The 25,974-nt window shown below is 66.1% G+C and carries 18 protein-coding genes and 1 pseudogene; 9 read left to right on the plus strand and 10 right to left on the minus strand.

Annotated features, from left to right (window positions below; all coding sequences use genetic code 11):
- Window positions 1–391 precede the first annotated feature (391 nt).
- On the plus strand, window positions 392–823 hold the full coding sequence (locus tag ACXJJ9_RS13805; protein WP_457097727.1) for a CBS domain-containing protein: 432 nt from the start codon (window positions 392–394) through the stop codon (window positions 821–823).
- A 678-nt stretch (window positions 824–1,501) separates the two neighbouring features.
- Entirely contained in the window at window positions 1,502–2,926 is a 1,425-nt protein-coding gene (locus ACXJJ9_RS13810) for a coniferyl aldehyde dehydrogenase (protein WP_457097728.1), read from the plus strand.
- A gap of 6 nt (window positions 2,927–2,932) precedes the next feature.
- Here the strand turns inward: ACXJJ9_RS13810 and ACXJJ9_RS13815 are convergent, their stop codons facing one another.
- Entirely contained in the window at window positions 2,933–3,835 is a 903-nt protein-coding gene (locus tag ACXJJ9_RS13815) for a M28 family metallopeptidase (protein WP_457097729.1), read from the minus strand.
- A gap of 155 nt (window positions 3,836–3,990) precedes the next feature.
- Between ACXJJ9_RS13815 and ACXJJ9_RS13820 the strand changes: the two genes are divergently transcribed.
- Window positions 3,991–4,638, plus strand: coding sequence for a response regulator (locus ACXJJ9_RS13820; RefSeq protein WP_457097730.1), 648 nt, complete (start codon window positions 3,991–3,993; stop codon window positions 4,636–4,638).
- Between the two features lie 631 nt (window positions 4,639–5,269).
- Here ACXJJ9_RS13820 and rne read toward each other — a convergent pair.
- A pseudogene (gene rne, locus ACXJJ9_RS13825) lies at window positions 5,270–7,822 on the minus strand (ribonuclease E); the annotation flags it as partial.
- A 583-nt stretch (window positions 7,823–8,405) separates the two neighbouring features.
- Between rne and ACXJJ9_RS13830 the strand changes: the two are divergent.
- On the plus strand, window positions 8,406–9,368 hold the full coding sequence (locus tag ACXJJ9_RS13830; protein WP_457097731.1) for an RluA family pseudouridine synthase: 963 nt from the start codon (window positions 8,406–8,408) through the stop codon (window positions 9,366–9,368).
- Window positions 9,369–9,393: 25 nt separating this feature from the next.
- On the opposite strand, the gene ACXJJ9_RS13835 is transcribed toward ACXJJ9_RS13830, so the two are convergent.
- Both ACXJJ9_RS13835 and ACXJJ9_RS13840 read right to left on the minus strand, forming a co-directional pair.
- Window positions 9,394–9,768, minus strand: coding sequence for an energy transducer TonB (locus ACXJJ9_RS13835; protein WP_457097732.1), 375 nt, complete (start codon window positions 9,766–9,768; stop codon window positions 9,394–9,396).
- 79 nt (window positions 9,769–9,847) lie between these two features.
- Window positions 9,848–10,189, minus strand: coding sequence for a 4a-hydroxytetrahydrobiopterin dehydratase (locus tag ACXJJ9_RS13840; protein ID WP_457097733.1), 342 nt, complete (start codon window positions 10,187–10,189; stop codon window positions 9,848–9,850).
- Window positions 10,190–10,316: 127 nt separating this feature from the next.
- On the opposite strand from ACXJJ9_RS13840, the gene ACXJJ9_RS13845 reads away from it, so the two are divergent.
- Together ACXJJ9_RS13845 and ACXJJ9_RS13850 are read left to right on the plus strand one after the other, a co-directional pair.
- Window positions 10,317–10,910 carry an NfuA family Fe-S biogenesis protein gene (locus tag ACXJJ9_RS13845; protein WP_457097734.1) on the plus strand — a complete coding sequence of 198 codons (594 nt, stop codon included), beginning with the start codon at window positions 10,317–10,319 and terminating at the stop codon, window positions 10,908–10,910.
- Window positions 10,911–11,041: 131 nt separating this feature from the next.
- Complete coding sequence (locus ACXJJ9_RS13850) at window positions 11,042–12,652, plus strand: hypothetical protein (RefSeq protein ID WP_457097735.1); 1,611 nt, start codon at window positions 11,042–11,044, stop codon at window positions 12,650–12,652.
- 71 nt (window positions 12,653–12,723) lie between these two features.
- On the opposite strand, the gene ACXJJ9_RS13855 is transcribed toward ACXJJ9_RS13850, so the two are convergent.
- The gene (locus ACXJJ9_RS13855) at window positions 12,724–13,161 is read right to left on the minus strand and encodes a c-type cytochrome (RefSeq protein WP_310052566.1); all 438 of its coding nucleotides are present in this window, start codon (window positions 13,159–13,161) and stop codon (window positions 12,724–12,726) included.
- 11 nt (window positions 13,162–13,172) lie between these two features.
- Window positions 13,173–13,568 (minus strand): c-type cytochrome, encoded by a 396-nt coding sequence (locus tag ACXJJ9_RS13860; protein WP_457097736.1) that lies wholly within the window; start codon window positions 13,566–13,568, stop codon window positions 13,173–13,175.
- 398 nt (window positions 13,569–13,966) lie between these two features.
- Here ACXJJ9_RS13860 and ACXJJ9_RS13865 point away from each other — a divergent pair, with 398 nt between their 5' ends.
- The 3 genes from ACXJJ9_RS13865 to ACXJJ9_RS13875 are packed head-to-tail and all read left to right on the plus strand — an operon-like array spanning window position 13,967 to window position 21,775.
- The gene (locus ACXJJ9_RS13865; RefSeq protein WP_457097737.1) at window positions 13,967–15,097 is read left to right on the plus strand and encodes an efflux RND transporter periplasmic adaptor subunit; all 1,131 of its coding nucleotides are present in this window, start codon (window positions 13,967–13,969) and stop codon (window positions 15,095–15,097) included.
- Window positions 15,094–18,612, plus strand: a complete 3,519-nt coding sequence (locus tag ACXJJ9_RS13870) for an efflux RND transporter permease subunit (protein WP_457097863.1) — start codon at window positions 15,094–15,096, stop codon at window positions 18,610–18,612. Before ACXJJ9_RS13865 ends, ACXJJ9_RS13870 begins: the two co-directional genes overlap by 4 nt.
- A gap of 58 nt (window positions 18,613–18,670) precedes the next feature.
- The gene (locus ACXJJ9_RS13875) at window positions 18,671–21,775 is read left to right on the plus strand and encodes an efflux RND transporter permease subunit (protein WP_457097738.1); all 3,105 of its coding nucleotides are present in this window, start codon (window positions 18,671–18,673) and stop codon (window positions 21,773–21,775) included.
- Window positions 21,776–22,089: 314 nt separating this feature from the next.
- Here ACXJJ9_RS13875 and ACXJJ9_RS13880 read toward each other — a convergent pair whose 3' ends face one another.
- The 4 genes from ACXJJ9_RS13880 to ACXJJ9_RS13895 form a co-directional block, all read right to left on the minus strand.
- Window positions 22,090–23,307: a TraB/GumN family protein gene (locus ACXJJ9_RS13880; protein WP_457097739.1), complete on the minus strand. Its 1,218-nt coding sequence runs from the start codon at window positions 23,305–23,307 to the stop codon at window positions 22,090–22,092.
- Window positions 23,308–23,416: 109 nt separating this feature from the next.
- On the minus strand, window positions 23,417–24,238 hold the full coding sequence (locus ACXJJ9_RS13885) for an alpha/beta hydrolase (protein WP_457097740.1): 822 nt from the start codon (window positions 24,236–24,238) through the stop codon (window positions 23,417–23,419).
- Window positions 24,239–24,361: 123 nt separating this feature from the next.
- Complete coding sequence (locus ACXJJ9_RS13890; RefSeq protein WP_457097741.1) at window positions 24,362–24,967, minus strand: TetR/AcrR family transcriptional regulator; 606 nt, start codon at window positions 24,965–24,967, stop codon at window positions 24,362–24,364.
- 88 nt (window positions 24,968–25,055) lie between these two features.
- A complete protein-coding gene (locus ACXJJ9_RS13895; protein ID WP_457097742.1) occupies window positions 25,056–25,943 on the minus strand; it encodes a carbon-nitrogen hydrolase in 888 nt (295 codons plus the stop codon).
- Window positions 25,944–25,974: the final 31 nt, after the last annotated feature.

A 25,974-nucleotide genomic window follows, 5' to 3' on the forward strand; every position in this document is an offset into this window, starting at 1 on the left:
CAATACCTCAGCAAGCACCCGTTGAAGGACGGGCAAGACATCACGGAGCTTGCCCGCAATGGCAAGGAGAAAGCCATCGCCGCAGCCTTGAAAGCACGCTTCGGCAAGCATCCATGATCACGGGTGAATCAATAGCGCGCTAGGAACAAGCGCTCACAGCCATCCGCCCGGTTTTCTCGACCAATGCACACGGCGTTGTTAACGGCGCAACAGTTTGTAACGCCCATTGGACTAGTGCTCCGGCTTGGCAACGCAAACTTTGACGCACCGTCGACGGCGAACTTGCAGCGAAGGCCGTCCGTTCCGCCATGTCGATGGTGTGGAGTTCCACCCTCAACCTGTGGGCTGGTCCTGGTGGACGCAGCCTGATCAACCCCTGAGATTATTCGTCATGAAGATTCAAGAACTACTGAAGTCCAAGTCGGGCGCCGTGGTCACTATCGATGTCGGCGACACAATCGGCGCGGCAGCCCAGAAGATGACGACCCACAAGATTGCCGCGCTGGTCGTTACCCGCGGTTCGCATCCAGTGGGCGTGATATCCGAGCAGGACATCGTGGCCGCTGTGGCTGAAGATGGCACGCAGGCGGGCAGACGCCCCTTGAGCCAGATCATCAAGAGTGCCATCGAAAGCATCGCGCCGGACACCAGCCTCAAACAGGCAATGTCGATGATGACGCACGCACGCCTGCGTCATCTGCCCGTGATCAGCAACGATGTGCTCGTGGGCATCGTCAGCCTGGGCGACATCGTCAAGAACCGGCTCGACGAACTCGCGCTCGAGCGAGATGTGTTGCGTGACATCTACATCGCTGCGCATTGATCCGTTTCGCGTAACTCCACATAGGAAGCAGGTTAGTGCCTCTGTCCCAATCGTGTCCGCCGGGTACGTTCGATAGTCGACTCCAGAAAGCTGCCTTTCTTTATTGAATAAAGAGGAATGGTCGAGAACGAGGAAAAGAGCAGGACCTCTGTAGCGCGCCGCTGACGCCAAATTTTCTGGCGTGCTCCACCTGAGCCGTTCAGTTTCCGGCCGCTGCATCTGTTGAATGTCCGCGGACAGCGCAGTACAGATGCATTCCCTGCAGAGGCAATGAGTCATGGCGTACATGTCAACGCACCGAGATGAAGTCCTTTTGAATGCCGTTCTTCGTGTCGCACATGAAGAGTGTTCGCGCGGCGACTGGGACCAGGTCGAACCGGCCCTGGCGGCAACCTGGGAACGATTGCGCAGCCCCACCTGCCCGCATTGGGAAGCGGTGGCGGAGCGTGTCCGATATTGGTGTGACAACGACGGATTGCTGCATTAGCTGAATCCGGCGGCGCATGCCGTTGGCTCCATGCTCGATCGGGTTACGCGTCGGCACATTGGGGCTGGGCGGCGGTGGTCTGGTCCATGACATCCCGGCGCCGTTCCTGATGGATGCGTCCTGATGGATGCGGCTGCGCAGTGATCGCTTCTCGGCCATACTCCGGCGTAGCTACCCCCCGGATTGCCGTCATGGACATCGCCGCCACCACCCCTGTCTCCGAGCTCGCGCCGACACTGCACCGCCTGCGTCAGGCGTGGTTGAAGCAGCGCCCGGACTACCAGCAGCGTCGCGATGACCTGCAACGCCTGCGCAAGGCATTCCACGCGCGCCTCGACGAAATGGCGGCTGCGGTCAGCGCCGATTTTGGCCATCGCTCCACGCATGAAAGCCTGCTGGCCGATGGCATGACGGTGCTGGCCGAACTCGACCACATGATCGCGAACCTGCGCCGCTGGATGCGCCCGCAACGCCGCGGCGTCGGTTGGCGCCTGTGGCCCGCGCGCGCGCAGGTACGGCATGTGCCGCTGGGCGTCGTCGCCGTGATCGGGCCGTGGAATTACCCCGTCAACATCTCACTGGTGCCACTGGCGACCGCCATCGCGGCTGGCAACCATGTCTACCTGAAGCCTTCCGAGTACAACCCCCGCACCAACCAGTTCCTGGGCGAACTGCTGGCCGAAGTGTTCCCCCCCGACCGCGTCGCCGTGGCCCTGGGCGGCGCCGACGTGGCCGCGGCGTTCGCGGCGCTGCCGTTCGACCACATCATGTTCACCGGCTCGACGTCGGTGGGGCGCAAGATCATGGCCGCGGCCGCGCCGAACCTGACGCCGGTGACGCTGGAACTGGGTGGCAAGTCGCCTGCGGTGATCGGTTCGGATGCGCCGATGGATACGACCGCCGCGCGCATCACCACCGGCAAGCTCTTCAATGGTGGACAGACCTGCATCGCGCCCGACTACGTGCTCGTGCCGCACGCGCGCCGCGACGAGTTCGTGCAGGCCTTGCGCCGGGAAGTGGCGTCGCGCTATCCGGACCTGGAAAGCACGTCCGACTACACGACGATCATCAACGAGCCCAACTACCGTCGCTTGCGTGGCTACCTGGATGACGCCCGCGAACGCGGCCTGGAAGTAATGCCGCTGGTGGAGTTGAAGGACGCCCAGCGCGCCGAGGCAAGGCGGCTACTTCCGCCCACCCTGGTGATCGAACCGGGCGACGACGCCAAGGTCATGCAGGACGAGATCTTCGGGCCGATCCTGCCGATCCGCACCTATCGCCACTTCGATGAAGTGATCGACTACATCAACGCCCACGATCGCCCGCTCGCCCTCTACCATTTCGGCCACGACAGCGCCGAGATCGAGCGGCTGCTCGGCAACACCGTCGCCGGCGGTGTCTGCGTCAACGAGACGCTGCTGCAATACGCCTGCAGCAACCTGCCGTTCGGCGGTGTGGGTGCCAGTGGCATGGGCCATTACCACGGCCATGATGGCTTCATCACGTTCAGCAAGGCCATGCCGATCCTGCGGCAGGCGCGCTGGACGCTGTCGGACAAATTGAAGCCGCCCTATGTCGGCTTCCCGGCGAAGATGCTCAAGCTGCTGCTGCGCTGAGCCGCCCTATTGCGAGGTGGCGGGCGCGACCGTGGCGTCCGCATCCCAGCGGCGCAGGGCGGCTTCCACCGCGTCGACGCCGTGCGCCGCTGCATTGGCGTCCACTTGTGCCAGCGTGTCGCCATCGGTGTGGATGACCTGCATCACCTTCGGCACGGACGTCAGCTTCTTGCCGTCATAGGCGGCCAGTATTGCCGTGATCTCGTCGCCGCCGACGAGTGAGTAGGAAACCGCCGGCCAGCCTGACTTGAGGAAGGCGAGGTGATCGGTGGGCGGGTAGTGCTCGCCCGCGGCGAGCTTCAATCCGTTCGCACTTGCAGCCTGGCGGCTTGCGTTGGCCAGGCTGTCGTCGGTGTCGGGCGTCATCATCCATACCGTGTCGCCCCAGGCGAAGACATCGAAGTTGACGTATAGCGCGGGTTTGACGCTGCCGTCGGCGACAAAGGCCTTGGAGCCGAGCAGCCCTTTTTCTTCGAGATCCCAGAATGCGATCGCAACGCGATGGTGGGCGAGCGGCCTGGCCTTGAGGCGCTCTGCCAGCGCAAGCACGGTCGCGCTGCCGGAAGCGTTGTCGGTAGCGCCTTCGCCCTTGCTCACCTGGTCCGAATGCGCGCCCAGCAGGAGCAGCGGCGCTGCGCTGTCGCCGGCGACGTCGGCGAGGATGTTGGTGCCGTGCTGGCCCTCGATCTCGAACGGGCTGTTACGCCATTTGATGCCGAGCGTGTCCAGGCGCCTTGCAATCGCGTTGCGCCGTCCGGCGGTAGCGTCGGCATCCGCGATGGCGCCGACATCGGCCAGCCAGCTTTTGGCCGCGGGGGAGTTGGGCGCCGCGGCTTCCTGGGCGGGATGCGCGCAGGCGGGCAGGGCAAGGATGCAGGCAACGACGACAGGGAGGAGGTGAGGGCGCATGGCGGGCGGAATGTTGGACGAGCCTGCAGTTTGCAACAAAAAGTCACGGAATCCGTGTCTTCCACGCGCCCATGGCGACCGGTCGCGGTGGTTGCACGGGCGTGTCGTGCCCGCTAGCCTCGGCCGCAAGGAGTTTCAACCAAGGAAGGACAAGGATGGGTATTCGGGTCTTCATCGTGGACGACCACGCGCTGGTACGCGCGGGCATGCGCCTGATGCTGTCGGCGCAGACCGACATCGAAGTGATCGGGGAAGTCGATACCGGCGAGGCGGCCTTGCCGCTGATCAGGCGACTCAGGCCGGACATTGTCTTGTGCGACCTGCACCTGCCGGGACTGAGCGGCCTGGAGGTCACCGAGCGCCTGACGCGTGGCGGGCATGGTCCCCGCGTGATCATCGTGTCGGTGCTCGAGGACGGGCCGATGCCGCGAAGGCTGCTCGAAGCGGGTGCGTCGGGCTACGTGGGCAAGGCCGGGGATGCGCACGAACTGCTGGATGCCATTCGCGAAGTCGCACGCGGCAAGCGCTATCTCGCCCATGCCGTCGCGCGGGGCATCGCACTGTCCGGAGTCGTCGGCAGTGCGACGCCGATCGACAGCCTCACTGCGCGCGAGCTCGAAATCGGCCTGCTGCTGGCGCAGGGCATCCGCCAGAACGAAATCGCACAGCGATTGAGCCTGAGTCCCAAGACCGTGAACACCCACAAATCGCGGCTGTTCGACAAGCTCGGGATCGGCGACACGGTGGCGCTGGTGCGCATGTTGAAGCAGCACGGTCTGCTTGATCCAGCCCTGCCGTTCTAGGACGCGCCGTGATCCATAAAAAGAAACGGCCGCGATGAGCGGCCGTTTCTGTTGAACCTGGCGGCAGCGCTCAGATGCGCTGTTCGCCACCTTCCTGCTCGATCGCCCTGGCCGCGGCGTCAGCCGGAGGCAGTGCGATCGGCTGCGGCACGTCGTCGAACAGGCCCGCCGTGCGTGGCAGTTCTTCCACCGGCAATTGCGAGGCGGCACCGGCGGACTCGTCCTCGTCGATGCCAAGTGCCGGCGTCGAGGCGGGTTCGACTTCGGCGCTGACGTTGGCAACCACATGGCCGCTGTCGCCAGGAAGCGTGTTGGTGACGGCGCTCGCGTCATCCGTCGATTCGACGACGTCGACAACGGTGTCGGTGACGATTTCGGGTTCAACCGACTCGGGCGTCGGGACGACCACGGGTTCGACGACCTCGTCGCGGACGACGACCGCGGGTTGCCCGGCGCCGGCCGGTACTTCGCCCGTCCCGCCGGTACCGCTGGCCTGCAGTGTCGGCGGCGCCTCGCTGATGGCCTCGGCGGCGGAGTCGGCCGGGGTCTTTTGCGCTGGTGTTGTGGGCAATGCGTCGATGGCATGGGCAACCGCGACAGCGAGAGGCGCCACGGCCAGGGCCGCCTGCGTCTGAGCGGTCTGAGCCGGCTTGGCGGGCTTGGCAGGCGCGATGTCGTCGAACTCGAACTCGGGCTGGGCACGGTCCACCGAAGTGACCGGGGTCGGTTCGTCGCCGTCGGCGGCGATGTCGTCGCCATCGTCGGCGTCGAAGTCGTCGCCTGCCATCATTTCATCCTGCAGCGCGTCGCCTGCGGAACTCGCACCGGCTTCAGCGGCGCCACCACCGCGACGACGGCGGCGACCACCACGACGGCCACGACGACGGCGGCCCGCGCCTTCGGCGGCGGCTTCGCTACCGGCAGCAGTCGTGCCCGCTTCGATTGGGGCAGGTGCACCCGTCTCCACCGGAGCGGTGGTCACGGTGTCGGCAGCGATCGTCGCGGCACTGGCGACCGCGATCACGGGCGCGACATTCACCAGTTCAGGCGTTGCGGCACCGGTAGCGGTTTCAGGCTGGACGGCCTCCTGCCTGGGCTGCTGCGGCTTGGGCTGCTGCTGTTCGCGGGGCGGACGCGGGGCCTGCGTCTGCGCGCGCTCCTCGGTCTGCTGACGCGGCGCGTTCTGCTTCGGCTGCTGTTGCGGTTGCTGCTTCTGCTGCTGGGGCTGCTGTTGCTTCTGCTGCTTGGGCTGCTGTTGCTGCTGCTGCGGCTGGGCACGGCGCTCTTCGCGACGCTGCTCGTCGCGACGGCCGTCGCGTCCCTGCTTGGCATTGCGGCCATCGCGACCCTGGCCATCGCGGCGTTCATCGCGACGTTGGCTACCGCGATCGCCGCGACCCTCCTGCGGACGGCCCTGTGCGGCGCGCTCGGCCCGCGTCGGTTCAACCGTGATCGGCTTGCTGCCGCGGAAGAAGCCGAGGATGCGTTCGACGATGCCGACCGACTGCACCGGTGCGGCCACCGGCGCTGGAGCTGCAACCACTGCCGCAACCGGCGCCTCGCGCGGTTCACGCGGTTCGCGCAGCGGCGCGGGCGAGGCCGGCCTGACGTTGGTGACGACCGGCAGGTCGGGGATGTTGAGGTGGGCCTTGGTCAGCGCATGCGTCGGCAGCTTGCGTGGGGTGCCGCGGTGGTAGCTGGGCTTGCTCGACTCTTCGCCGAGTTCGTTTTCGCGGATGCGGGTGACTTCGTAGTGCGGCGTGTGCAGCTGCTCGTCGGCGACGATCACGATCGGCGAGTCGTGGCGCTTTTCGATCTCGCTCAGTGCGCGGCGTTTTTCGTTGAGCAGGTAATTGGCGATCTCGGTCGGAGCCTGCACCAGCACCTGGCCGGTGTTCTCCTTCATCGCGTGTTCTTCTGCCAGGCGCAGGATCGACAGCGACAGTGATTCCACGCTGCGCATGCGGCCATGGCCCTCGCAGCGCGGGCACACGATCTGGCTGGATTCGCCCAGCGACGGACGCAGGCGCTGGCGCGACATCTCCATCAGGCCGAAGCGCGAGATGCGGCCGAGCTGGACGCGGGCGCGGTCCTGCTTGAGGGCGTTCTGCAGGCGGTTCTCGACCTCGCGCTGGTGCTTGTTCGAGGCCATGTCGATGAAGTCGATCACCACCAGGCCGCCGAGGTCGCGCAGGCGCAGCTGGCGGGCGGCTTCTTCGGCCGCTTCCAGGTTGGTGTGGAACGCCGTTTCCTCGATGTCGCCGCCCTTGGTGGCGCGCGCCGAGTTGACGTCGATCGCGGTCAGGGCTTCGGTCTGGTCGATCACGAGCGCGCCGCCGGAGGGCAGGCGTACTTCGCGTTCGTACGCGTTCTCGATCTGGGATTCGATCTGGAAGCGGTTGAACAGCGGCGTGTCGTCGGTGTAGTGCTTCAGCTTGCGCTGGTTGTGCGGCATCACCTGTTCGACGAACTCGCGGGCCTCGGCGTACATCTCGGGCGTATCGACGAGGATCTCGCCGATGTCCGGGCGCATGTAGTCGCGCAGGGCGCGGATGATCAGGCGCGATTCGGCGTAGATCAGGAACGGCGACGGCTTGGTCAGCGCGGCTTCGGCGACCGCTTTCCATACCTGCAGCAGGTAATCGAGGTCCCACTGCAGCTCTTCGGCATCGCGGCCGACGCCGGCGGTGCGGATGATCACCCCCATGTCGTCGGGGATGGTGAGCTTGTCCATCGCTTCCTTGAGCGCGGCGCGATCGTCACCCTCGATGCGGCGCGAGACGCCGCCGGCGGTGGGCGAGTTGGGCATCAGCACCATGTAGCGGCCGGCCAGCGAGATGAACGTGGTCAGGGCCGCGCCCTTGTTGCCGCGTTCTTCCTTGTCGACCTGGACGACGATTTCCTGGCCTTCGCGCAGCAGTTCCTTCAGGCCGGCCTTATTGTGGTCGACGCCCGGCTGGAAATAGTCGCGGGAGATTTCCTTCAGCGGCAGGAAGCCGTGGCGTTCCGCGCCGTAATCGACGAAGGCGGCTTCGAGGGAGGGCTCGAGTCGGGTGATCTTGCCCTTGTAGATGTTGGACTTCTTCTGTTCCTTCGACGGCTGTTCGATATCGATGTCGTACAGGGTCTGGCCATCGACGATGGCGACGCGCAGTTCTTCCGCCTGCGTCGCGTTGATGAGCATTCGCTTCATTGTTGCGTCCTCGCGCGCTACACCCTGCCCGAAAGCAGGCCGCGCGGAACGCCGTGGGCGTTTCGCCTCTGGATACCGCAAGCCGACTGGCGCGGGGCTGCATCTCATCGATGTGCCCGACTGCCGAACTGCTTGACCGCGCGTGGCACGCGCAGTCGGCTTCAATTTCCAGCGCTACGACACCACGGCAAACCGCGGGAGCGCTTCTTGTTGCTGTTCCTTAAGGCCGGCGACTATGAAGCGGGAACCGATCGTACGGAGGCGAGCCAGGCATTGCGCTGTTGCTCGTCCCTCGGTGCGTCGCTACCAACTCCCGTCGCACGGGTCGTTGTTCATCTCACGGCGGTTTGACCCGCCGGGCGGGAGCCGGTTCCGCCGGGCCGTCGCTGCTAACATGGCTGCCCCCAGGGCAGTGGTCAGGCGCGGACCGGATCGCAGGAGCGGGGCTTTCGGCCCCAAGCCTTCAAAAGCATGGCTTTTGGAAGCGTGCCTCCGGATCGACCGGGGGTTGTGGCAACTCCAGCGAAATCAAAACCTTATCTCGCGCGCTCAGTGTAGCAGATCAACCAATCCTATGACCCGTTCAGACCCCCCCGCCTCGTCCGGCCCGGGCGCGCGCACCGTTCGCGTGCCCGACGACCGTGATGGCCAGCGCCTCGACAACTTCCTGCTGGGCCAGCTCAAGGGGGCCCCGCGCTCGCTGGTCTACAAACTGGTGCGCTCGGGCCAGGTCCGGGTCAATGGTGGCCGGGCCAAGGCGGAGCGCAAGCTGGCCGCGGGCGATGAAGTGCGTATTCCGCCGGTCCGTCTCGGCGAGCCCAGCGACAAGGGGACGCCACCGACCGGCTTCCTGAAAGCGATGGAAGCGGCGATCGTGTTCGAGGACGCGCGCCTGCTGGCCCTGAACAAGCCCTCCGGCGTCGCCAGCCATGGCGGCAGCGGCATCTCTTTTGGCGCGATCGAGACCATGCGCGCACTGCGCCCCGAGCAGTCGCTGGAGCTGGTGCACCGGCTCGATCGCGACACATCCGGCCTGTTGATCATGGCCAAGAAGCGTTCGGCCCTCACCGAGATGCAGGCCCTGATGCGCGAGGAGGGCGGGATCGCCAAGCGCTATCTCGCGCTGCTGACCGGCCGCATGCCCGACGGCGTGATGAGCGTGGACGCGCCGCTGCACGTCGGCCTGCGCCAGGGCGGCGAGCGCCACGTGCAGGTCAATGCCGCCGGCAAGGCCTCATTGAGCCATTTCAGGGTGCTGGAACGCCGCGGCGGGCAGTCCTATTGCGAAGTGCGCATCGAAACCGGCCGCACCCATCAGATCCGTGTGCATTCGCAGCACATCGGCCATCCGATCGCGGGCGACGACAAATACGGCGATGCCGAAGCCAACAAACGCCTGCGCGAGCAGGTCGGCCTGAAACGGATGTTCCTGCATGCCTCGACGCTCGAATTCGCGCTCGATGGCGGCAAGGCCCCTTATCTGTTGAATGCGCCGCTGGTGCCGGAATTGCTCGACGTGCTCGACCGCTTGGCCTGAAGGCCGCGGGCCTGGCCAGGGACCGCTACAGGTACTGGTTGCACTCGTCCGGCGGCGGATTCGGCGGCGAAAAGGTAACGGGCACCTGCACCTTGCTCGGCGCGGGCTTGCCGCGAACGGTGGCAGGCCGGAACTTCCAGCCGTGCACGGCCGTCACCGCCAGGTCGTCCAGTGCCTTGGTGCCGCTGCTCTTGGAGACGTCGATCTTCACCGGATAACCGTTTGCCGCCAGCGCCACGTCGAGCACCACCGTGCCGCCGATCCGCTTGCAGGCATATTCCGGAGGGTAGTCGGGTGGCGGCGTGTCCTGAGCCATCGGTGGGGTGGGTGCCGGCGGCGCAGGTTCCTGTGTCTGCGGGCTTTGCTGGCAGGCAGCCAGCAGGACGAGCAGGGACAACATCCACCAGGCGCCCGGTCCGCGGAGGACCCTGCCGCCATCGGTTTTCGGTGAGCAGTGCCGGCTGGACATGGTTCCTCGCTTAGCCCTTCAGGGCTTCGGCTTTGGCCGCGCAGATGAAATCGTTCTCGCTCAGCCCGCCCACGTCGTGCGTGGAGAAGCGCACCACACAGCGGTTGTAGTGCACGCCGAGATCGGGGTGGTGGTCTTCGCGGTGGGCCATGTAGGCCAGCGCGTTCACGAAGGCCATGGTTTCGTAGTAATTCTTGAAACCGAAGGTCTTGTTGATCGCGTGGCCATCCTCCACCAGCTCCCAGCCGGGGACCTCCGGAAGCAGCTCGCGCACCCGCGCCGCGCTGAGGCGGTGTTCGCTGCCGCGGCGGGGCAGGCAATGGGCCTGGGAGAGGGGAACGAGGTCGCTCATGGGAGTCTTCCTGGAATGCAGGTACGTCCGCTTCAAAACGAAGGTTCTGAACGAAAACGCATCGGCCGGTGTCGTAGGGTAGGCACGGGGCGGCTTAAGGCCACGTGGACCCCGGTAGAATAGCCCGATGATCAATATTTCCGAATCCGCCCAGACTCACTTCCGCAAGCTGATCGAGCGCGAAGCGCTGCCCGGCCTTGGGGTGAGGCTGTCGGCAATGAATCCGGGTACCGCGCGTGCGGACGTGCGCCTGGAATTTGCCGAGCCCACGGACCTGCAGGGCGACGAATGGGCGGTGGATTGCGAGGGCTTCACCCTCTGGCTCGATGCCGGCAGCGTGAGTTATCTCGACGGGGCGGAAATCGACTATGAAACCCGCGACACCGGCGGCCAGCTGCAGATCCGCGCTCCGAAGATCAAAGGCGTGGTGCCGGGCGATTCGGCATCCCTGATCGAACGCGTGCAATGGCTGGTGGAGAACGAGATCAACCCGCAGCTCGCGCAGCATCGCGGCCATGTGTCGGTGCAGGAAGTGACTTCGGACGGCGTGGTGGTGTTGCGTTTTGGCGGTGGCTGCCACGGTTGCGGCATGGCCGACGTGACGCTCAAGCAGGGCATCGAGAAGACCCTGCTGGAAAAGGTCCCCGGTGTGATCGCGGTGCGTGACGCGACCGATCACGACACCGGCGCCGCACCTTACATCCCACGCGACGCGGCCTGAGGGGACCGCGGCGCTTGTTCACCGCCGCCGACCTGATCTTCGTTCTGCAGCGGCGGCTGCAGTTACTGCCCTCCCACCTTCGTCGCCCACCCGGTGAATTTCCCCCGGGGTGGAAGCAGTGGTTCGAATCCATGCCGGCGCGTGTCGGCGCGGTCACCGGTGCCACCGCGCAGGCCCTGGTCGACATCTTCCTGCAGCGTCCACTCGCCGAGCGCCCGCGCCGAATGGGCGAGCTCACGCGCTGGCAGGCATTCAATACGCTGTGGCGGCAGGACTGGCATGCGCCCGAGCCGGAAGACCGCAAGGTGCGATGGTTCGCCGGCGCAATCACCGCGGTATGGCACGTGGTGCTGTGCATCCTGCTGTTGTGGTTCTGGTACACGCAGCTGCAATTCATCGAAGAGGCGAGCAAGCGACGCGGCGAGGAAGTGGTGCAGGTCGAATTCATCGGCCGTGGCACGCCGGCAGAAGTCGGCGGCGGCCAGAGCCAGGAACCCCCGCAGGAGACCCCGGAGGCTGCGGCCGTTCCGGAGCAAGCAGCTCCCGCGCCGGCAGCACGAGCCGTCGCGACACAGGTTCCGACCCCGCCGGCGCCTGCGATCGAAGCACGCATCCCGGAAGTCCCGCAGCGTGATGTCCCCGAACCGCAGCTCCCACCGACGCCCCCGGTGCAGCAGAACGTCGCGGTGAGTGCGCCTGTTCCCGAAGCCAGCGAGTTCGTGCTGACCGCGCCGACGCCGCACGTCGCGCAAGCGCAGATCGCCGTGCCCGAAGTCGCGATGCCGACCGCGCCGGTACGCGCCATTGAAGTGCCCGAACCCGTGCAGCCGATCCATCGCGAAGTGGCGCAGCGACCGATCACCGCGCCACAGATCGAAGCGCGCATTCCCGAGGTGGCGCAGCGCGAAGTCGCTGCGCCAGTCGCGCGCCGGGAGTTGCCGAAGGTCGCAACACCCGCGATCGCACAACCGACCGTGCGTGCGCCCGAAGCCAGCGTGCGCATGCGCGAAGTGCCCGCGCCCGCTGCGCCAGCCGCAGCGTCGACGTCCGCTGCAACGTCGGCGGCTCCGCATCCCGCCGCATCCGGCACTGCGCCGGCATCCACCGCAAGTAGTGCGCCGGCATCCAGCGCAAGTAGTGCGCCGAAACCGGCTGCAAGCGGCACCGCACCCACGCCGGCGCAACCAGGCGGCACGTCGCCCTCCACGGCTGGCGCGGGGCGGGGACCCAAGCCGGTAGCGGCGCCCGGCGGTTTCCCCACGCCCGCCAAAGCCGACGACTGGGGCGCCTCCACACGCAACGTGCCGGGCGGGCAGCGCGGCGAGCCGCTCGGGCTGTACAACGCCGAGGGCGGGCCTCGGCTGACCGAGGAACCGGTGAACACCGGCCAGCCACCAGGCACGTTGGACGACCGCATCGTGGACCTGGACCGCTCGGGTACCTGGCTCAAGCGCAAGCCGACGGGCTACGAGCCGACCACGTTCGACAAGTACTGGATTCCCAGCGAAACGCTGCTCGCGGAGTGGGTGCGCAAGGGCATAAAGAAGATGGCGATCCCGATCCCGGGCACCAACAAGAAGATCGACTGCGTGGTGTCGATCCTGCAGCTGGGCGGTGGTTGCGGCATCTCCGACCCCAACCTCAACGACCAGCCCGCGGAGGGGCGTCCGCCGCCCGATATTCCGTTCAAACCGCAGCTGCAGGAAGACAACGGCAGCGTGAAGCCGAAGCAGGGCGGGTGACCCGTGTGTGATGTCGACCGAAAAAGAAAAGGCCCGCGATGCGGGCCTTTTGCTTGGCTTCAACCGGACGCTTACTGCACGCCGTGCAGGTCGCGCAGGTTGCCGGTACGCGAACTGAAGTAGGCGCCCAGGTCCGAGATCTGCTGGTCGGTCAGGCCGGCGGCCTGGCTCGACATCAGCGCGTGTTCGCGCTTGCCATCGCGGTAGCCCTGCAGCGAGTGGGCGATGTAGTCGCCGTACTGGCCGGCCAGCTTCGGATAGGACGCATCGATGGGCGCATTGCCTTCGGCACCGTGGCAATCGACGCAGGCCTGGCCGGTCTTGGCGTTCTTGGTGCTGGCGAGCGTTTCGCCGGCAGCAATGTTACCGGCGGGCAGGCCAGCGGACGACGACCTGGCTTCATGCTCGCCCGCTTCAGCGGCGCCTTCGGCGGCTTCTTCGGACTTGCTGCAGCCAGCCAGGGCGACGGCCGCGGTGAGCAGGGCGATGGCGAGAATCTTCTTCGTCATGGGGTGTCTGCTCACTTGATGGTCGAGAGGTAGGCGGCGATGTTGGCGATGTCCTGGTCAGAGAAGCTCTGCGCCTGGGCCTGCATCGTCGGGTGCTTGCGCGTTCCCTTCTTGTATTCGCCCAGCGCATTGAGCAGGTACTGCTCGGACTGACCGCCGAGACGGGGCACGTGATAGCTCGGGTAGGCGTTCTTGTATCCGGTGATGCCGTGGCAGCCCTGGCAGGTGTAGGTGAGCTGCTTGCCGGCGGCGGAATCGCCCTTGATGGCTGGGGTAGCCGGGGCGGCCGTGGCGGCGGGTGCGGGCGTTGCCGCGGTGGTGGTGGCGGCCGGCTCCTGCTTCGGTTCGTCGGCAAAAGCGACGGCCGTAGTCAGGGCGAGGCAGGCGGCGATCATCAGCGGTCGCATCATGTAATCCGCACTCTCGAAGGGCTGAGTTGTTGAAGGGCTGCGTTGTGAAGCAGGTATTGCGGCCGATCCGTTGTCCCGGGGGCGCGCACAAGTCGGAAAGTATAGCGGGCCGTCCCCTCCCGAAGAAACGTACATACCAATCGGGCGCCGGAATCCGCATCGAATCAGTGCAACCCGCGTGCACCATCCTGCATCCATGTAGCAGCCGCCACGCCGAAGTGGAGGCCAAGTTACGGCCGACCAGCGGCCGCGCGAAAGCCGTGGCGGCAGTCACCATGACCTTCGGCGGATGGCTGGCGTTAAGGTAGGTGATATACCTATGTACAACACCGGCATACAGCCAGCAAAACAGCCGGAAACCCGCAATTAACCGCTTGCCCCCAGGGACCGATTCCATGCGCCAGACCCCACTCAGCCGCGTACCCACCGTGTTTGCCAGCCTTCTCGTGACCGGGATGCTGGCCCTGTCCGCCTGCAAGGGAGGTGGTGCTGGAGAAGCGGCCGCCGATGGCAAGGATCCGAAGAAGAAGGGCCCGGAAGCGGTCCCGGTCGAAGTCGCGCAGGCCTCGCGCCGCGCCGTGGCGGCCAGCTACACCGGCACCGCGCCCCTGGAAGCCCGCGCCGAGGCCCAGGTCATCGCCAAGGTCTCGGGCGTCGCCCTGCAGGTGCTGGTCGAGGAAGGCCAGTACGTCCACGCCGGCCAGACCCTGGTCCGCCTGGATTCGGCCCGCACCGCCCTGATCGCCGCCCAGAGCGCCGCCCAGCTGCGCAAGCTCGAAGCCAACTACGCCCGTTCCAAGCAGTTGGGCGACCAGAAGCTGATGAGCGCCAACGACATCGACCTGCTGCGCTACGACCTCGAGAACGCCAGCGCCGCCAACAAGGCCGCGAACCTCGAACTTGCCTACGCCAACGTCACGGCGCCGATCTCCGGCGTGATCGCTTCGCGTTCGATCAAGTCCGGCAATTTCGTGCAGATCAACACCCCGATCTTGCGCATCGTCGATGTGTCGCGCCTGGAGGCCGTGCTCAACGTGCCCGAGCGCGAACTGGCCACGCTGAAGGCCGGGCTGCCGGTGCAGCTCGCGGTCGACGCCCTGCCGGGCAAGGGCTTTGCCGGCACCGTCGACCGCGTGGCGCCGGTGGTGGATTCGGGCAGCGGCACGTTCCGTGTCGTCTGCACTTTCGCTGACGGCAACCAGCTGCGTCCGGGCATGTTCGGCCGCATCAAGATCGACTACGACCAGCGCGCCGATGCCCTCGTGGTCCCGCGCGCCGCGCTGCTCGAGGACGAAAGCGATCCGGCCGTGTTCGTGGTGCGCAACAAGAAGAGCGCTCGCGTCCCGGTCAAGCTCGGCTACATGGATGGCGAATGGGCCGAAGTGCGCAGCGGCATCAAGCAGGGCGACCAGGTCGTGATCGCAGGCAAGAGCGCGCTGCGTGACGGCACCGAAGTGCAGGTGATCGGCCAGCCGGGCGCGAAGAACCAGACCGCCGCGCCCGCCACCGCTACAGCGCAGCGCTGAGCCGGAGGCTTCACGTGAGCCACACATCCCAAGCCTCATCCGGCCTGATCGAGTTCGCCACCCGTCGCCGCGTCACCGTGGCGATGGTGACGCTCACCTTCGTGCTGTTCGGCGTGATCGCGCTGTTCGGCCTCAAGGTCAACCTGCTGCCTGACCTCAGCTATCCCACGCTGACGGTGCGCACCGAGTACACCGGCGCGGCGCCGACTGAAATCGAAACCCTGATCAGCGAGCCGGTGGAGGAAGCCGTCGGCGTGGTGAAGGGCCTGCGCAAGCTCAAGTCCGTATCGCGCACCGGCCAGAGCGACGTGGTGCTCGAGTTCGCCTGGGGCACCGACATGGACCAGGCCAGCCTGGAGGTGCGCGACAAGATGGAAGTCGTGCAACTGCCGCTGGAAGCCAAGAAGCCGGTGCTGCTGCGCTTCAATCCGTCGACCGAGCCGGTACTCCGCCTCGCGCTTACCTCCAAGCAGGATGGCGACTCGATCCGGGCGCTGACCTCGCTGCGCCGCTATGCCGACGAAGACCTCAAGAAGAAGCTCGAGCCCGTCGATGGCGTCGCCGCCGTCAAGATCGGTGGTGGCCTGGAAGACGAAATCCAGGTCGACATCGACCAGCAGAAGCTCGCCCAGCTCAACCTGCCCATCGACACCGTGATCCAGCGGTTGCAGCAGGAAAACATCAACATCTCCGGCGGCCGCCTGGAAGAAGGTACGCAGCGTTACCTCGTGCGTACCGTCAACCAGTTCGCCACCATCGACGAAATCCGCGAGATGCTGGTGACGACGCAGGCCGCCGGCGCCGGTGCCGCGGCCAATGCGGCCGCGGAGATGGCGCGCGTTGCCGCAGCTACCGGCAATGCGGCGGCCATGGCGGCCGCGCAGTCGGTGCAGAGCGCGAACTCGTCGAGTTCCTCTTCCGTGGCCGGTGGCATGCCGGTCCGGCTCAAGGACATCGCCGACATCCGCCAGGGCTACAAGGAACGCGAAGCGATCATCCGCCTCGGTGGCAAGGAAACGGTCGAACTCGCTATCTACAAGGAAGGTGATGCGAATACCGTAGCCACGGCCGACGCCATCGAGGCCAAGCTGAAGGAAATCAAGGACCAGATTCCGGCCGACGTCGAACTGACCACCATCGACGACCAATCGCAGTTCATCCGCCACGCCATCAGCGACGTCAAGTGGGATGCCGTGATCGGCGGCTTCCTCGCGATCCTGATCATCTTTCTGTTCCTGCGCGATGGCTGGAGCACTTTCGTCATCGGCCTGTCGCTGCCTGTTTCGATCATCGCGACGTTCTTCTTCATGGGACAGCTCGACCTGAGCCTCAACGTGATGTCGCTGGGCGGCCTCGCGCTAGCTACGGGCCTGGTCGTCGACGACTCGATCGTGGTGCTTGAATCCATCGCCAAGGCGCGCGAACGCGGACTGGGCATCCTCGATGCCGCCATCGCGGGAACCCGCGAAGTGAGCATGGCCGTGGTCGCTTCGACGCTGACCACGATCGCGGTGTTCCTGCCGCTGGTGTTCGTCGAAGGCATCGCAGGCCAGTTGTTCCGCGACCAGGCATTGACCGTGGCACTCGCCATCGCGATCTCGCTGGTCGTGGCGATGACGCTGATCCCGATGCTGAGCGCGCTCAAGGGACGTGCGCCGATGTCCTTCCCGGAAGAGGCGCCGCATCCGAAGTGGACGCCCGCGTCGCGCGTGCTCAAGCCGGTAGCGGCAGTGGAGCACGGCATCGGGGCCGCCTCGCGTGGTGGCTTCTTCGGCATCGCATGGCTCGTCGTGCGGGCCTGGCGCGGCCTCAGTGCCGTCGTCGGTCCGATCATGCGCAAGGCCAGCGACCTGTCGATGGCGCCGTACCATCGCGCCGAAAGCGGTTACCTCAAGCTGCTGCCGGCGGCGCTGCGCCGTCCCTGGCTGGTGCTGGGTTCGGCCGCCATCGTGTTTGCGCTCACGCTGCTGGTGGTGCCGATGCTCGGCGCCGACCTGATTCCGCAGCTGGCGCAGGACCGCTTCGAAATGACCGTCAAGCTGCCGCCCGGCACGCCGTTGCGCGACACCGATGCACTGGTGCGCGAACTGCAGCGCCAGCACGCCAAGGACGACGGCATCTCGGTGCTGTACGGCGTGAGCGGTAGCGGCACGCGACTGGATGCCAATCCCACCGAGAGCGGCGAGAACATCGGCAAGCTGACGATCGTGATGCGGCCCGACGGCGTCGCCACCAAATTGCTGCGAATGGTTGGAGCAGGCGGTCCGAAAACCGAAGTGGTCGAAACCGAGCGCCTGCGGGAAACCATGTCCGGGCATCCAAACGCCCAGGTCAACTTCGCCCGTCCCGAGCTTTTCAGCTTCTCCACACCGCTCGAAATCGAGTTGCGCGGTGCCGACCAGGCAACGATCGCGCGGGCCGGCCAGCAGATGGCGGCGATGCTGCGCAAGAACCCGCACTATGCCGACGTGAAGTCGACGGTGGAGCAGGGCTTCCCTGAAATCCAGATCCGTTTCGACCAGGACCGCGCGGCCTCGCTGGGCCTGACCACGCGCCAGATCGCCGACGTGGTGGTGAAGAAGGTGCGCGGCGACGTCGCCACGCGCTACAGCTTCCGCGACCGCAAGATCGACGTGCTGGTGCGCGCCCGGGAAGCGGATCGTGAATCGGTCGAGAGCATCCGCCACCTGATCGTCAATCCAGGCAGCGCGCGCCAGGTTACGCTCGATTCCGTCGCCGATGTCATCGCCACCACCGGTCCGAGCGAGATCCATCGTGCCGACCAGGAGCGCGTGGCGATCGTCTCCTCCAACCTGCGCGACATCGACTTGGGCGGCGCCGTCCAGGAAGTGCAGGACATGGTCGAGAAGCAACCGCTGGGTGCCGACGTGCGCATGCATATCGGTGGCCAGGGCGAAGAGCTGGACCAGTCGGTCAAGTCGCTGATGTTCGCGTTCGGCCTCGCGATCTTCCTGGTCTACCTGGTGATGGCATCGCAGTTCGAATCGCTGCTGCATCCGTTCGTCATCCTGTTCACCATCCCCCTGGCCCTGGTCGGTGCGGTGCTGGCGCTGCTGTTGACCCGCTCGCCGGTGTCGGTGGTGGTGTTCATCGGCCTGATCCTGCTGGTGGGCTTGGTGGTGAAGAACGCGATCATCCTGATCGACAAGGTCAACCAGCTGCGCGAGGAAGGCGTGGCCAAGCGCGATGCGCTGGTCGAGGGCGCGCGTTCGCGCCTGCGTCCGATCGTGATGACCACGACCTGCACCCTGTTCGGCTTCCTGCCGCTGGCGCTGGCCCTTGGCGAGGGCGCGGAAGTGCGCTCGCCGATGGCGATCACGGTGATCGGCGGCCTGCTGGTCTCGACGATGTTGACGCTGGTGGTGATCCCGGTGGTGTACGACCTGCTGGATCGCCGCGCCGATGAGTATTACCGCGAACGCGGCCTGCGCGCGCGGCGCGAGAAGGCCGAAGTGACCGCCGCCATCGATGCCGATCCGGAGGCTGCAGGATGATTTCCTTCGCCATTGCCGATCGAACCATCGTCCGCCTGGCGCAGGGGAGCACATCCGCATGAGTATCGCCGAGCTCAGCATCAAGCGGCCCGTTACGGCGATCATGTTCTTCATATCGCTGTTCGTGGTGGGCCTCATAGCGGCGGTGCGCCTGCCGCTCGAGGCCTTCCCCGAGGTCTCGCCGCCTTTCATCTTCGTCCAGATTCCCTATGCCGGCTCCACGCCGGAGGAAGTCGAACGCAACGTGCTGCGTCCGGTCGAGGAAGCGATGTCGACCATGAGCGGCATCAAGCGCATCGAGTCAGAAGCCAAGGCCGACGGCGCCACCGTGTTCATGCAGTTCACCGACTGGGAACGCGATGTCGCCATCGCTGCCTCCGAGGCGCGCGAGCGAATCGATGCGATCCGCGACGACCTGCCGGACGACCTGCAGCGCTATTTCGTGCTGAAGTTCTCCACTACCGACCAGCCCGTACTGCGCGTACGCCTGGCCAGCGAGTCGCAGAACCTCGTCGGCGCCTACGACCTGATCGAGCGCGAGTTCAAGCGGCCGCTGGAGCGCATCGCGGGCGTGGCGCGGGTGGAGATTTCCGGTGCGCCGGCCAACGAGGTCGAGATCGCGATCGAGCCGGATCGCCTGACCGCGCACAACATCGGCCTCAACGACCTCACCAAGAGCCTGCAGGCGCTGAACTTCTCGGTCTCCGCGGGCGAGATCGAAGACGGTGGGCGCCGGTTGCGGGTGCAGCCGGTCGGTGAGCTGACCGACCTGCAGCAGCTGCGCGACGTGGTGGTCACCAGCGGCGTGCGCCTGGGCGACATCGCACAGGTGCGGCTGAAGCCGGCGCGCATGGACATGGGCCGGCGCCTGGACGGACACCCTGCCGTGGGCCTGGACATCTTCAAGGAGCGCAACGCCAACCTGGTCGATGTGTCGAAGAACGCGCTGGCCGAAGTGAACCGGATCCGCAAGGAACCGGTGATGGCCGGCATCCAGGTCAAGATCATCGAGGACCAGGGCGACAACGTCACCACGTCGCTGCTGGAGCTCGCCGAAGCGGGCGGCATCGGCCTGATCCTGTCGATCGCGGTGCTGTTCTTCTTCCTGCGCCACTGGCCGTCGACGCTGATGGTGACCCTGGCGATCCCGATCTGCTTCGTGATGACGCTGGGCTTCATGTACTTCGCCGGCGTCACACTGAACATCCTGTCGATGATGGGCCTGCTGCTGGCGGTCGGCATGCTGGTCGACAACGCCGTGGTCGTGGTGGAGAGCATTTACCAGGAACGCGAGCGCATGCCCGGCCAGCCGCGCCTGGCTTCGATCCTGGGCACGCGCCACGTCGCAATCGCGCTGTCGGCGGGCACCTTGTGCCACTGCATCGTGTTCGTGCCCAACCTCTTCGGCGAGCGCAACTTCCTCAGCATCTACATGGCGCAGATCGCGATCACCATCTCGGTGTCGCTGTTGTCCTCGTGGCTGGTGGCGGTGAGCCTCATCCCGATGATCTCCGCGCGGCTGAAGACGCCGCCGGCGGTTAAGGGCGACGGCGGCCTGATCCCGCGCATGCAGCGCAAGTACGCCGGACTGCTGCGCTGGACGCTGGAACATCGTGGCAAGAGCATCCTGGGCATCCTGCTGATCATCGCGGTGAGTTTCGTGCCGATGAAGTTGACCAAGGTCAACATGTTCGGCGGCGAGGAAGGCAAGGAAACCGAGTTCTACTACCAGTGGAACGGCAGCTACACCAAGGAACAGATGTCGGACGAAGTGCTGCGGGTCGAGAACTTCTTCGACGCCAACCGCAAGCGCTTCCACATCGAGCAGATCTATTCCTGGTACAGCGAGCAGGGCTTTGCGGGAACGCGCGTCACGTTCGCCGACGACGCCGGTTCGATCAAGCCGCTGGTGGACGCCATCAGCAAGGAACTGCCCAAGTCGGCGCGCGCCACCATCGGCGCGGGCGACCAGGGAGGTCCGGGTGGAGGTGGCGGGCCGGGCCAGAAGGCGCAGGTATACCTGGTCGGCGACTCGACCGAGACACTGTCGGAACTCGGCCGCGACCTGGTGCCCATCCTGTCCAAGCGCAAGGAGCTGCGTGATGTCCGCGTCGATATCGGCGATACCAACAGCGAACTGAACGTGCGCGTCGACCGCGAGCGTGCGGCGGCCTTCGGCTTCAGCGCGCAGCAGGTGTCGCAGTTCGTGGGCCTGGCCCTGCGTGGCGCGCCGCTGCGCGAGTTCCGCCGTGGCGAGAACGAGGTGCCGGTGTGGGTGCGCTTTGCCGGTGCGGACAATTACGGCGTCGAGGACATCGCCTCGTTCACCGTGCGTGCGCCGGACGGCCGCAACGTGCCGTTGCTGGCCATGGTGGATGTCAAGGTCACGCCGGCCGCGACTTCGATCAAGCGCGCCAACCGCCAGACCACGCTGACCATCACGGCAGGCTTGCCGGACAAGGTGACCATGCCCGAGGCGCGCAAGGCCATCGAGGACACGCTGAAGTCGATATCGTTCCCGGCCGGCTACAGCTACACCTTCGAGGGCGGCGGTTTCGGTGACGACGATGAGGCAATGGGCCAGATGCTGTTCAACCTCGGCATCGCCCTGGTCCTGATCTACATCGTGATGGCGGCGGTGTTCGAGTCGCTGCTGTTCCCATCGGCGATCATGAGCGGCGTGCTGTTCTCGGTGTTCGGCGTGTTCTGGTTGTTCTGGATCACCAATACCGAATTCAACATCATGGCCTTCATCGGCATCCTGGTGCTGATGGGCGTGGTGGTGAACAACGGCATCGTGATGATCGAGCACATCAACAACCTGCGCCGGCGTGGCATGTCGCGCACGGAGGCGTTGGTGGAGGGCAGCAAGGAGCGCCTGCGCCCGATCCTGATGACGATGGGCACCGCAATCCTCGCGATGGTGCCGATCGCGATCGGCGGCACGCAGATGGGCGGCAATGGCCCGGCCTACTTCCCGATGGCGCGTGCCATAGCCGGCGGACTGGCGTTCTCGACGATCGTCAGCCTGCTGTTCCTGCCGACCATCTACGCGATCCTCGACGACCTGCGCGCCGGTACGACCCGCGTCATCCAGCGTGCCCGCGGCAAGTCGGATGTTTCGGTGCCGGGCGCTTCGGTCGCCGCGATCAACGTCGACTAGGCGTGCATCACGGGGCGGTTCCGCTGATGCGGTTCCGCCCCGTTCGCATCAGGCGGTCGTAATTCCCGCAGTCACCCGATCGAGGTGACAGATGGCTGTGCTCATCACAGGCCAGGTTACGAAGACATGCAGACGCGCTGGCCGATGCGCTGCGCCTCAGCCGGGCTTCGTGCTGCGCACCGCGCGCCCCGTCGATGGAGGCGCATTGATAGGGGGAGCAAGGACGCTGCGGACAACGCCCAGCTGCAGAACTGCAGGGGCTGGTCTTGCCTTGGGTGCCCGAAGGAACGGCGGATTCGTCCGCCGTCCTGGCTTCATCCAACGAATCTGCCCAGGATGCGCGCGAGGCCGATCCACTCGCCCGCGATCGTGCCGAAGCAGGTCAGCATGAAGTTGAGCAGCACCCGCGAGACGCGATTGCGGTACCAGCCGCGCAGCGTCTGGGCATCCTCACGCAACGCGAGGAAGTCGGCGTAAGTCGGCTTGCGCAGTCGGGCTTCGACCAGGGCGCTGAAGGCGCCAGACGGCATCGCGGGCCGGAACGGCTTGAACGGGGCCGCGGCGGCGCCGGCGAGGATGCTCAGCGGGTGGCCGCCGGCAAGCGCACAGCCTACGGCGGTGAGGCTCGCGGTGATCGCGATCCACTGCAACAGCACGTCGGTGCCTACCTTCAGGCCGCCGTGGCTGAAGCCCCAGACCAGACCGGCCAGCAGGATCGCTGACAACACCAGCGTGAACCACGGCACCTTGCTCTTGCGGTGCACGACTTCCAGTTCCTCGCGGATGGCCGCCGGGTCGCGTGTTTCCTCGCGCAGGTGCCGTGCCAGGCCTTGCAGGTGACCGGCGCCGACGACGGCAAGCACTTCACGCGCATCGCCATGCGTTTCGCGCAGGCGCGCGGCCATGTAGCGGTCGCGCTCGGCGATCACGCCCTCGTACAGCTCGGGACTGCTGCTGGCGAATTCACTGAAGCTCGCCTCGAGCATGTCGCCTTGTTTGAGCTTCTCGATTTCCTCCGCGCCAACCTCTTCATTGGCGAACAGGCCGGTCACCAGGCCGCTGCCCAGCTTCATGCGTCCCCAGAACCCCAGCTTCGCCGCGGCGCGCTTGAAGGTAAGGCCGACTTCGCGGTCGATCAGGTGTACCGGCAGGTTGCGCTCGCGTGCTTCCAGCACCGCCTGCTTGAGTTCGGCGCCGGGCTCGATGCCGAGCTGCTCGGCGAGGCGGCGCTGGTAGGCGGACAATGCCAGGTTGGCGGCGAACATCGCCACGCGCCCGGTGCGGATCACCTGGATTAGGTCGAGCTTGGCCAGCGCTTCGGGATCGGTCAGCGCCTGCAGGCGCGGCGGATCGAGTTCGACCGCGACGGCATCGAAGCGTCCGCTGCCGACGGCTTCCTTCACCGCGTCGACACTGGCGCGTGAGACATGCGCGGTGCCGAGGAGGGTGTAGCGCACGCCGTCGCGTTCGACGATGGCATGCGGCTGCGTGGCGAGGAAATTTTCGGTCGTTGAGAGGGTTTCAGCGGTCATCGATGGGTCGGCTTGCTGCGGAACGCCGGGATTCTCCCGGTGGTCGCGCAGCATAGTCGTTCCGGCGCAGCGGTGCCCGGTGCCGCGCCGGCATTCCGTGCCGAACGGTTCAGGCAAACCCGTAGGGCAGGTTGGGGCTGGAAACGACGCGGTCGCCAACCGCTTCTCCCCGCAGGAAGCGCAGCGTGGCGGCGATGACGCCGGCGTCGTCGACGACGCGGTTGTGGCCCAGGCCACGGGTGCTCAACAGGCGTGAATCGCGCCAGAACCGCGCGTAGCGCTCGCCTTCCGACCACGGGACTTCGCGGTCCTCCACGTCGTGCACGATCAGCGCCGGCCGCGCGATTTTCGGTGCGTTGTTGTGCGCCTGCAGCTCGCCGGCGTCGAACTGCATGGCCTGCTCGAAACCCGCAAACATGCGTCGCCCGACGGAACCCGCGAGCCAGACGAAACGGGAAAAGCGTTCTACGGCCGCAAGCGGGTCCGCTGCCGGTGCGATCAGCACGGCGCGTTGCGCCTCAAGTCCGCGTGCCAGCGCAAGCGCGGTCGCCGCGCCGCCAAGCGAATGCCCGATGACGGCGGCCGCCGGGCCAAAGTGGTGGCCCACCGCGAGCAGATGGGAGGTGAAATCGGGCAGGGTGGTGTGCGTGCCGCCGCTGCGGCCGTGCGCGGCCTGGTCGAAGGCGACCACGGCGTAGCCGGCGTCCCGGAGCGGTTTAAGCCAGGAGGCGACCCGCGTGCCGTAGCTCGACCAGCCATGGGCGAACAGGACATAGGGCTGCCTGCTGGGATCACCCCACACATAGGCATGGATCGGCGTGCCATCGACGTTGAGTTCGAGTTCGGCCGCGCCGAGGGTCGGTGCAACCAATGCCCGCTCGCGTGCGGAGCGGAACGGGCGCGTGAATAGTTCGCCGGCCCTGCGGGCCATGGCCTCGGGGGCAATCGGGCCGCCCAGGAGAAACTCGAGCCGCAACGCGTAAAGCGGAACGGCGGTGCGAACGGTCGTGCTAATTTTGGACAAGGAAGCAGGCATGGGGCACCTCATCAGCGATCAGGCAGTGGGGGAGTGATTGGCGATCCAGCGCTCGACGGCGGTGTCGCCATGGCGACGGGCCTGTTCGTAGCCGAACAGCCCGGATTCGTGGTGAACGGCGAGGGGGATGGCATAGAGCTCGAACGCGTACTGGTCGGTGTCGCCATCGCGCAGGTGACCGCAGTCGATGGCGAGCTGGATGGCGCGGCGCAGTTCGGTACGCCAGCGCTGTTCGTTGAGCAGCACGTGGTCGCGCAGCACGCCCGGACGGTCGTCGTACTCGGTCACCGAGCCCAGCAGTACGCATCCGCCGGAATTGCCGCGCACCCATTCGAACCAGTGGTGCATTACCGCGCGCAGGCGCGGCAAACCGCGCGGCTGCGATAGGGCTGGGAGCAGGACCGCCCCGGCGAAGCGGGTGGCCGCCGATTCGATCACGGCAAGCTGAAGGTCCTCACGCGAGCCGAAATGGGCGAAAACGCCACTCTTCGACATCCCGACCGCCTGCGCCAGGGGGCCGATCGAAAGCCCTTCCACGCCCGAAAAACGGGCGATCTCGTAGGCCCGCTCGATGATCGCGTCGCGGGTGGCGGCGCCCTTGCTGGTGGCGGTCAGGCTGGTCATGCCGGGAAAATAGCACGACCGATCGTTTTATGTCTGCCGTTCGTCGGACGAAGGAAGGCCGCCCGCTGGCGGGTCACGCTGGCGGGGTCTAGTCCCGGTACCGCTTGAGCAGGTCGCCGTATGCGTCGATACGGCGGTCGCGCAGGAAGGGCCAGATGCGGCGGACGTGCTCGCTGCGCTCCATGTCGACTTCGCACATGAGGATTTCCGGCTCGTTCTGGTTGGCTTCGGCGAGGAATTCGCCCTGCGGTCCCAGCACATGGCTGGATCCCCAGAACTGGATTCCCGACGTCCCCAACGGCGAGGCTTCATGCCCGATGCGGTTGCACGACAGAACCGGCAGGCCATTGGCGACGGAATGGCCCCGATGGCTGAGGATCCAGGCGTTGCGCTGGCGATCCTTCTCGGCCTGCTCGTCTTCGGGATCCCAACCGATCGCGGTCGGGTATAGCAGCAACTCCGCGCCAGCCAGCGCCATCAGGCGCGCGCCTTCGGGATACCACTGATCCCAGCACACCATGACGCCAAGTCGGCCCACCGAGGTATTTATCGGCTCGAAGCCGATGTCGCCCGGCGTGAAATAGAACTTCTCGTAAAAACCCGGATCGTCCGGAATATGCATCTTGCGGTACTTGCCAACGGTCGAGCCGTCCTTCTCGAAGACCACGGCGGTGTTGTGGTACAGGCCGGTGGCGCGCTTCTCGAACAGCGAACTGACCAGCACAACGCCATGCTGCTTCGCCAGCTTGCCCAGACGTTCGGTGCTGGGGCCCGGAATGGTTTCGGCCAGGTCGAATTCGCTCACCGACTCGTGCTGGCAGAAGTACGGACCGTTATGCAGTTCCTGCAGCAGGACCAGGCGTGCGCCGCGCTTGGCCGCCTCGGCGACGCGGGCCTCGATCACCGACAGGTTGGCATCCGCATCGCCATGGTTGCGTTCCTGGATCAGGGCAACGGGCAGGGTGGTTTTTTTCATCGGTCTGCAAGTCCAGGAGGGCGCGGACATA

This window comes from Lysobacter sp. P5_B9 (genome assembly GCF_054049835.1).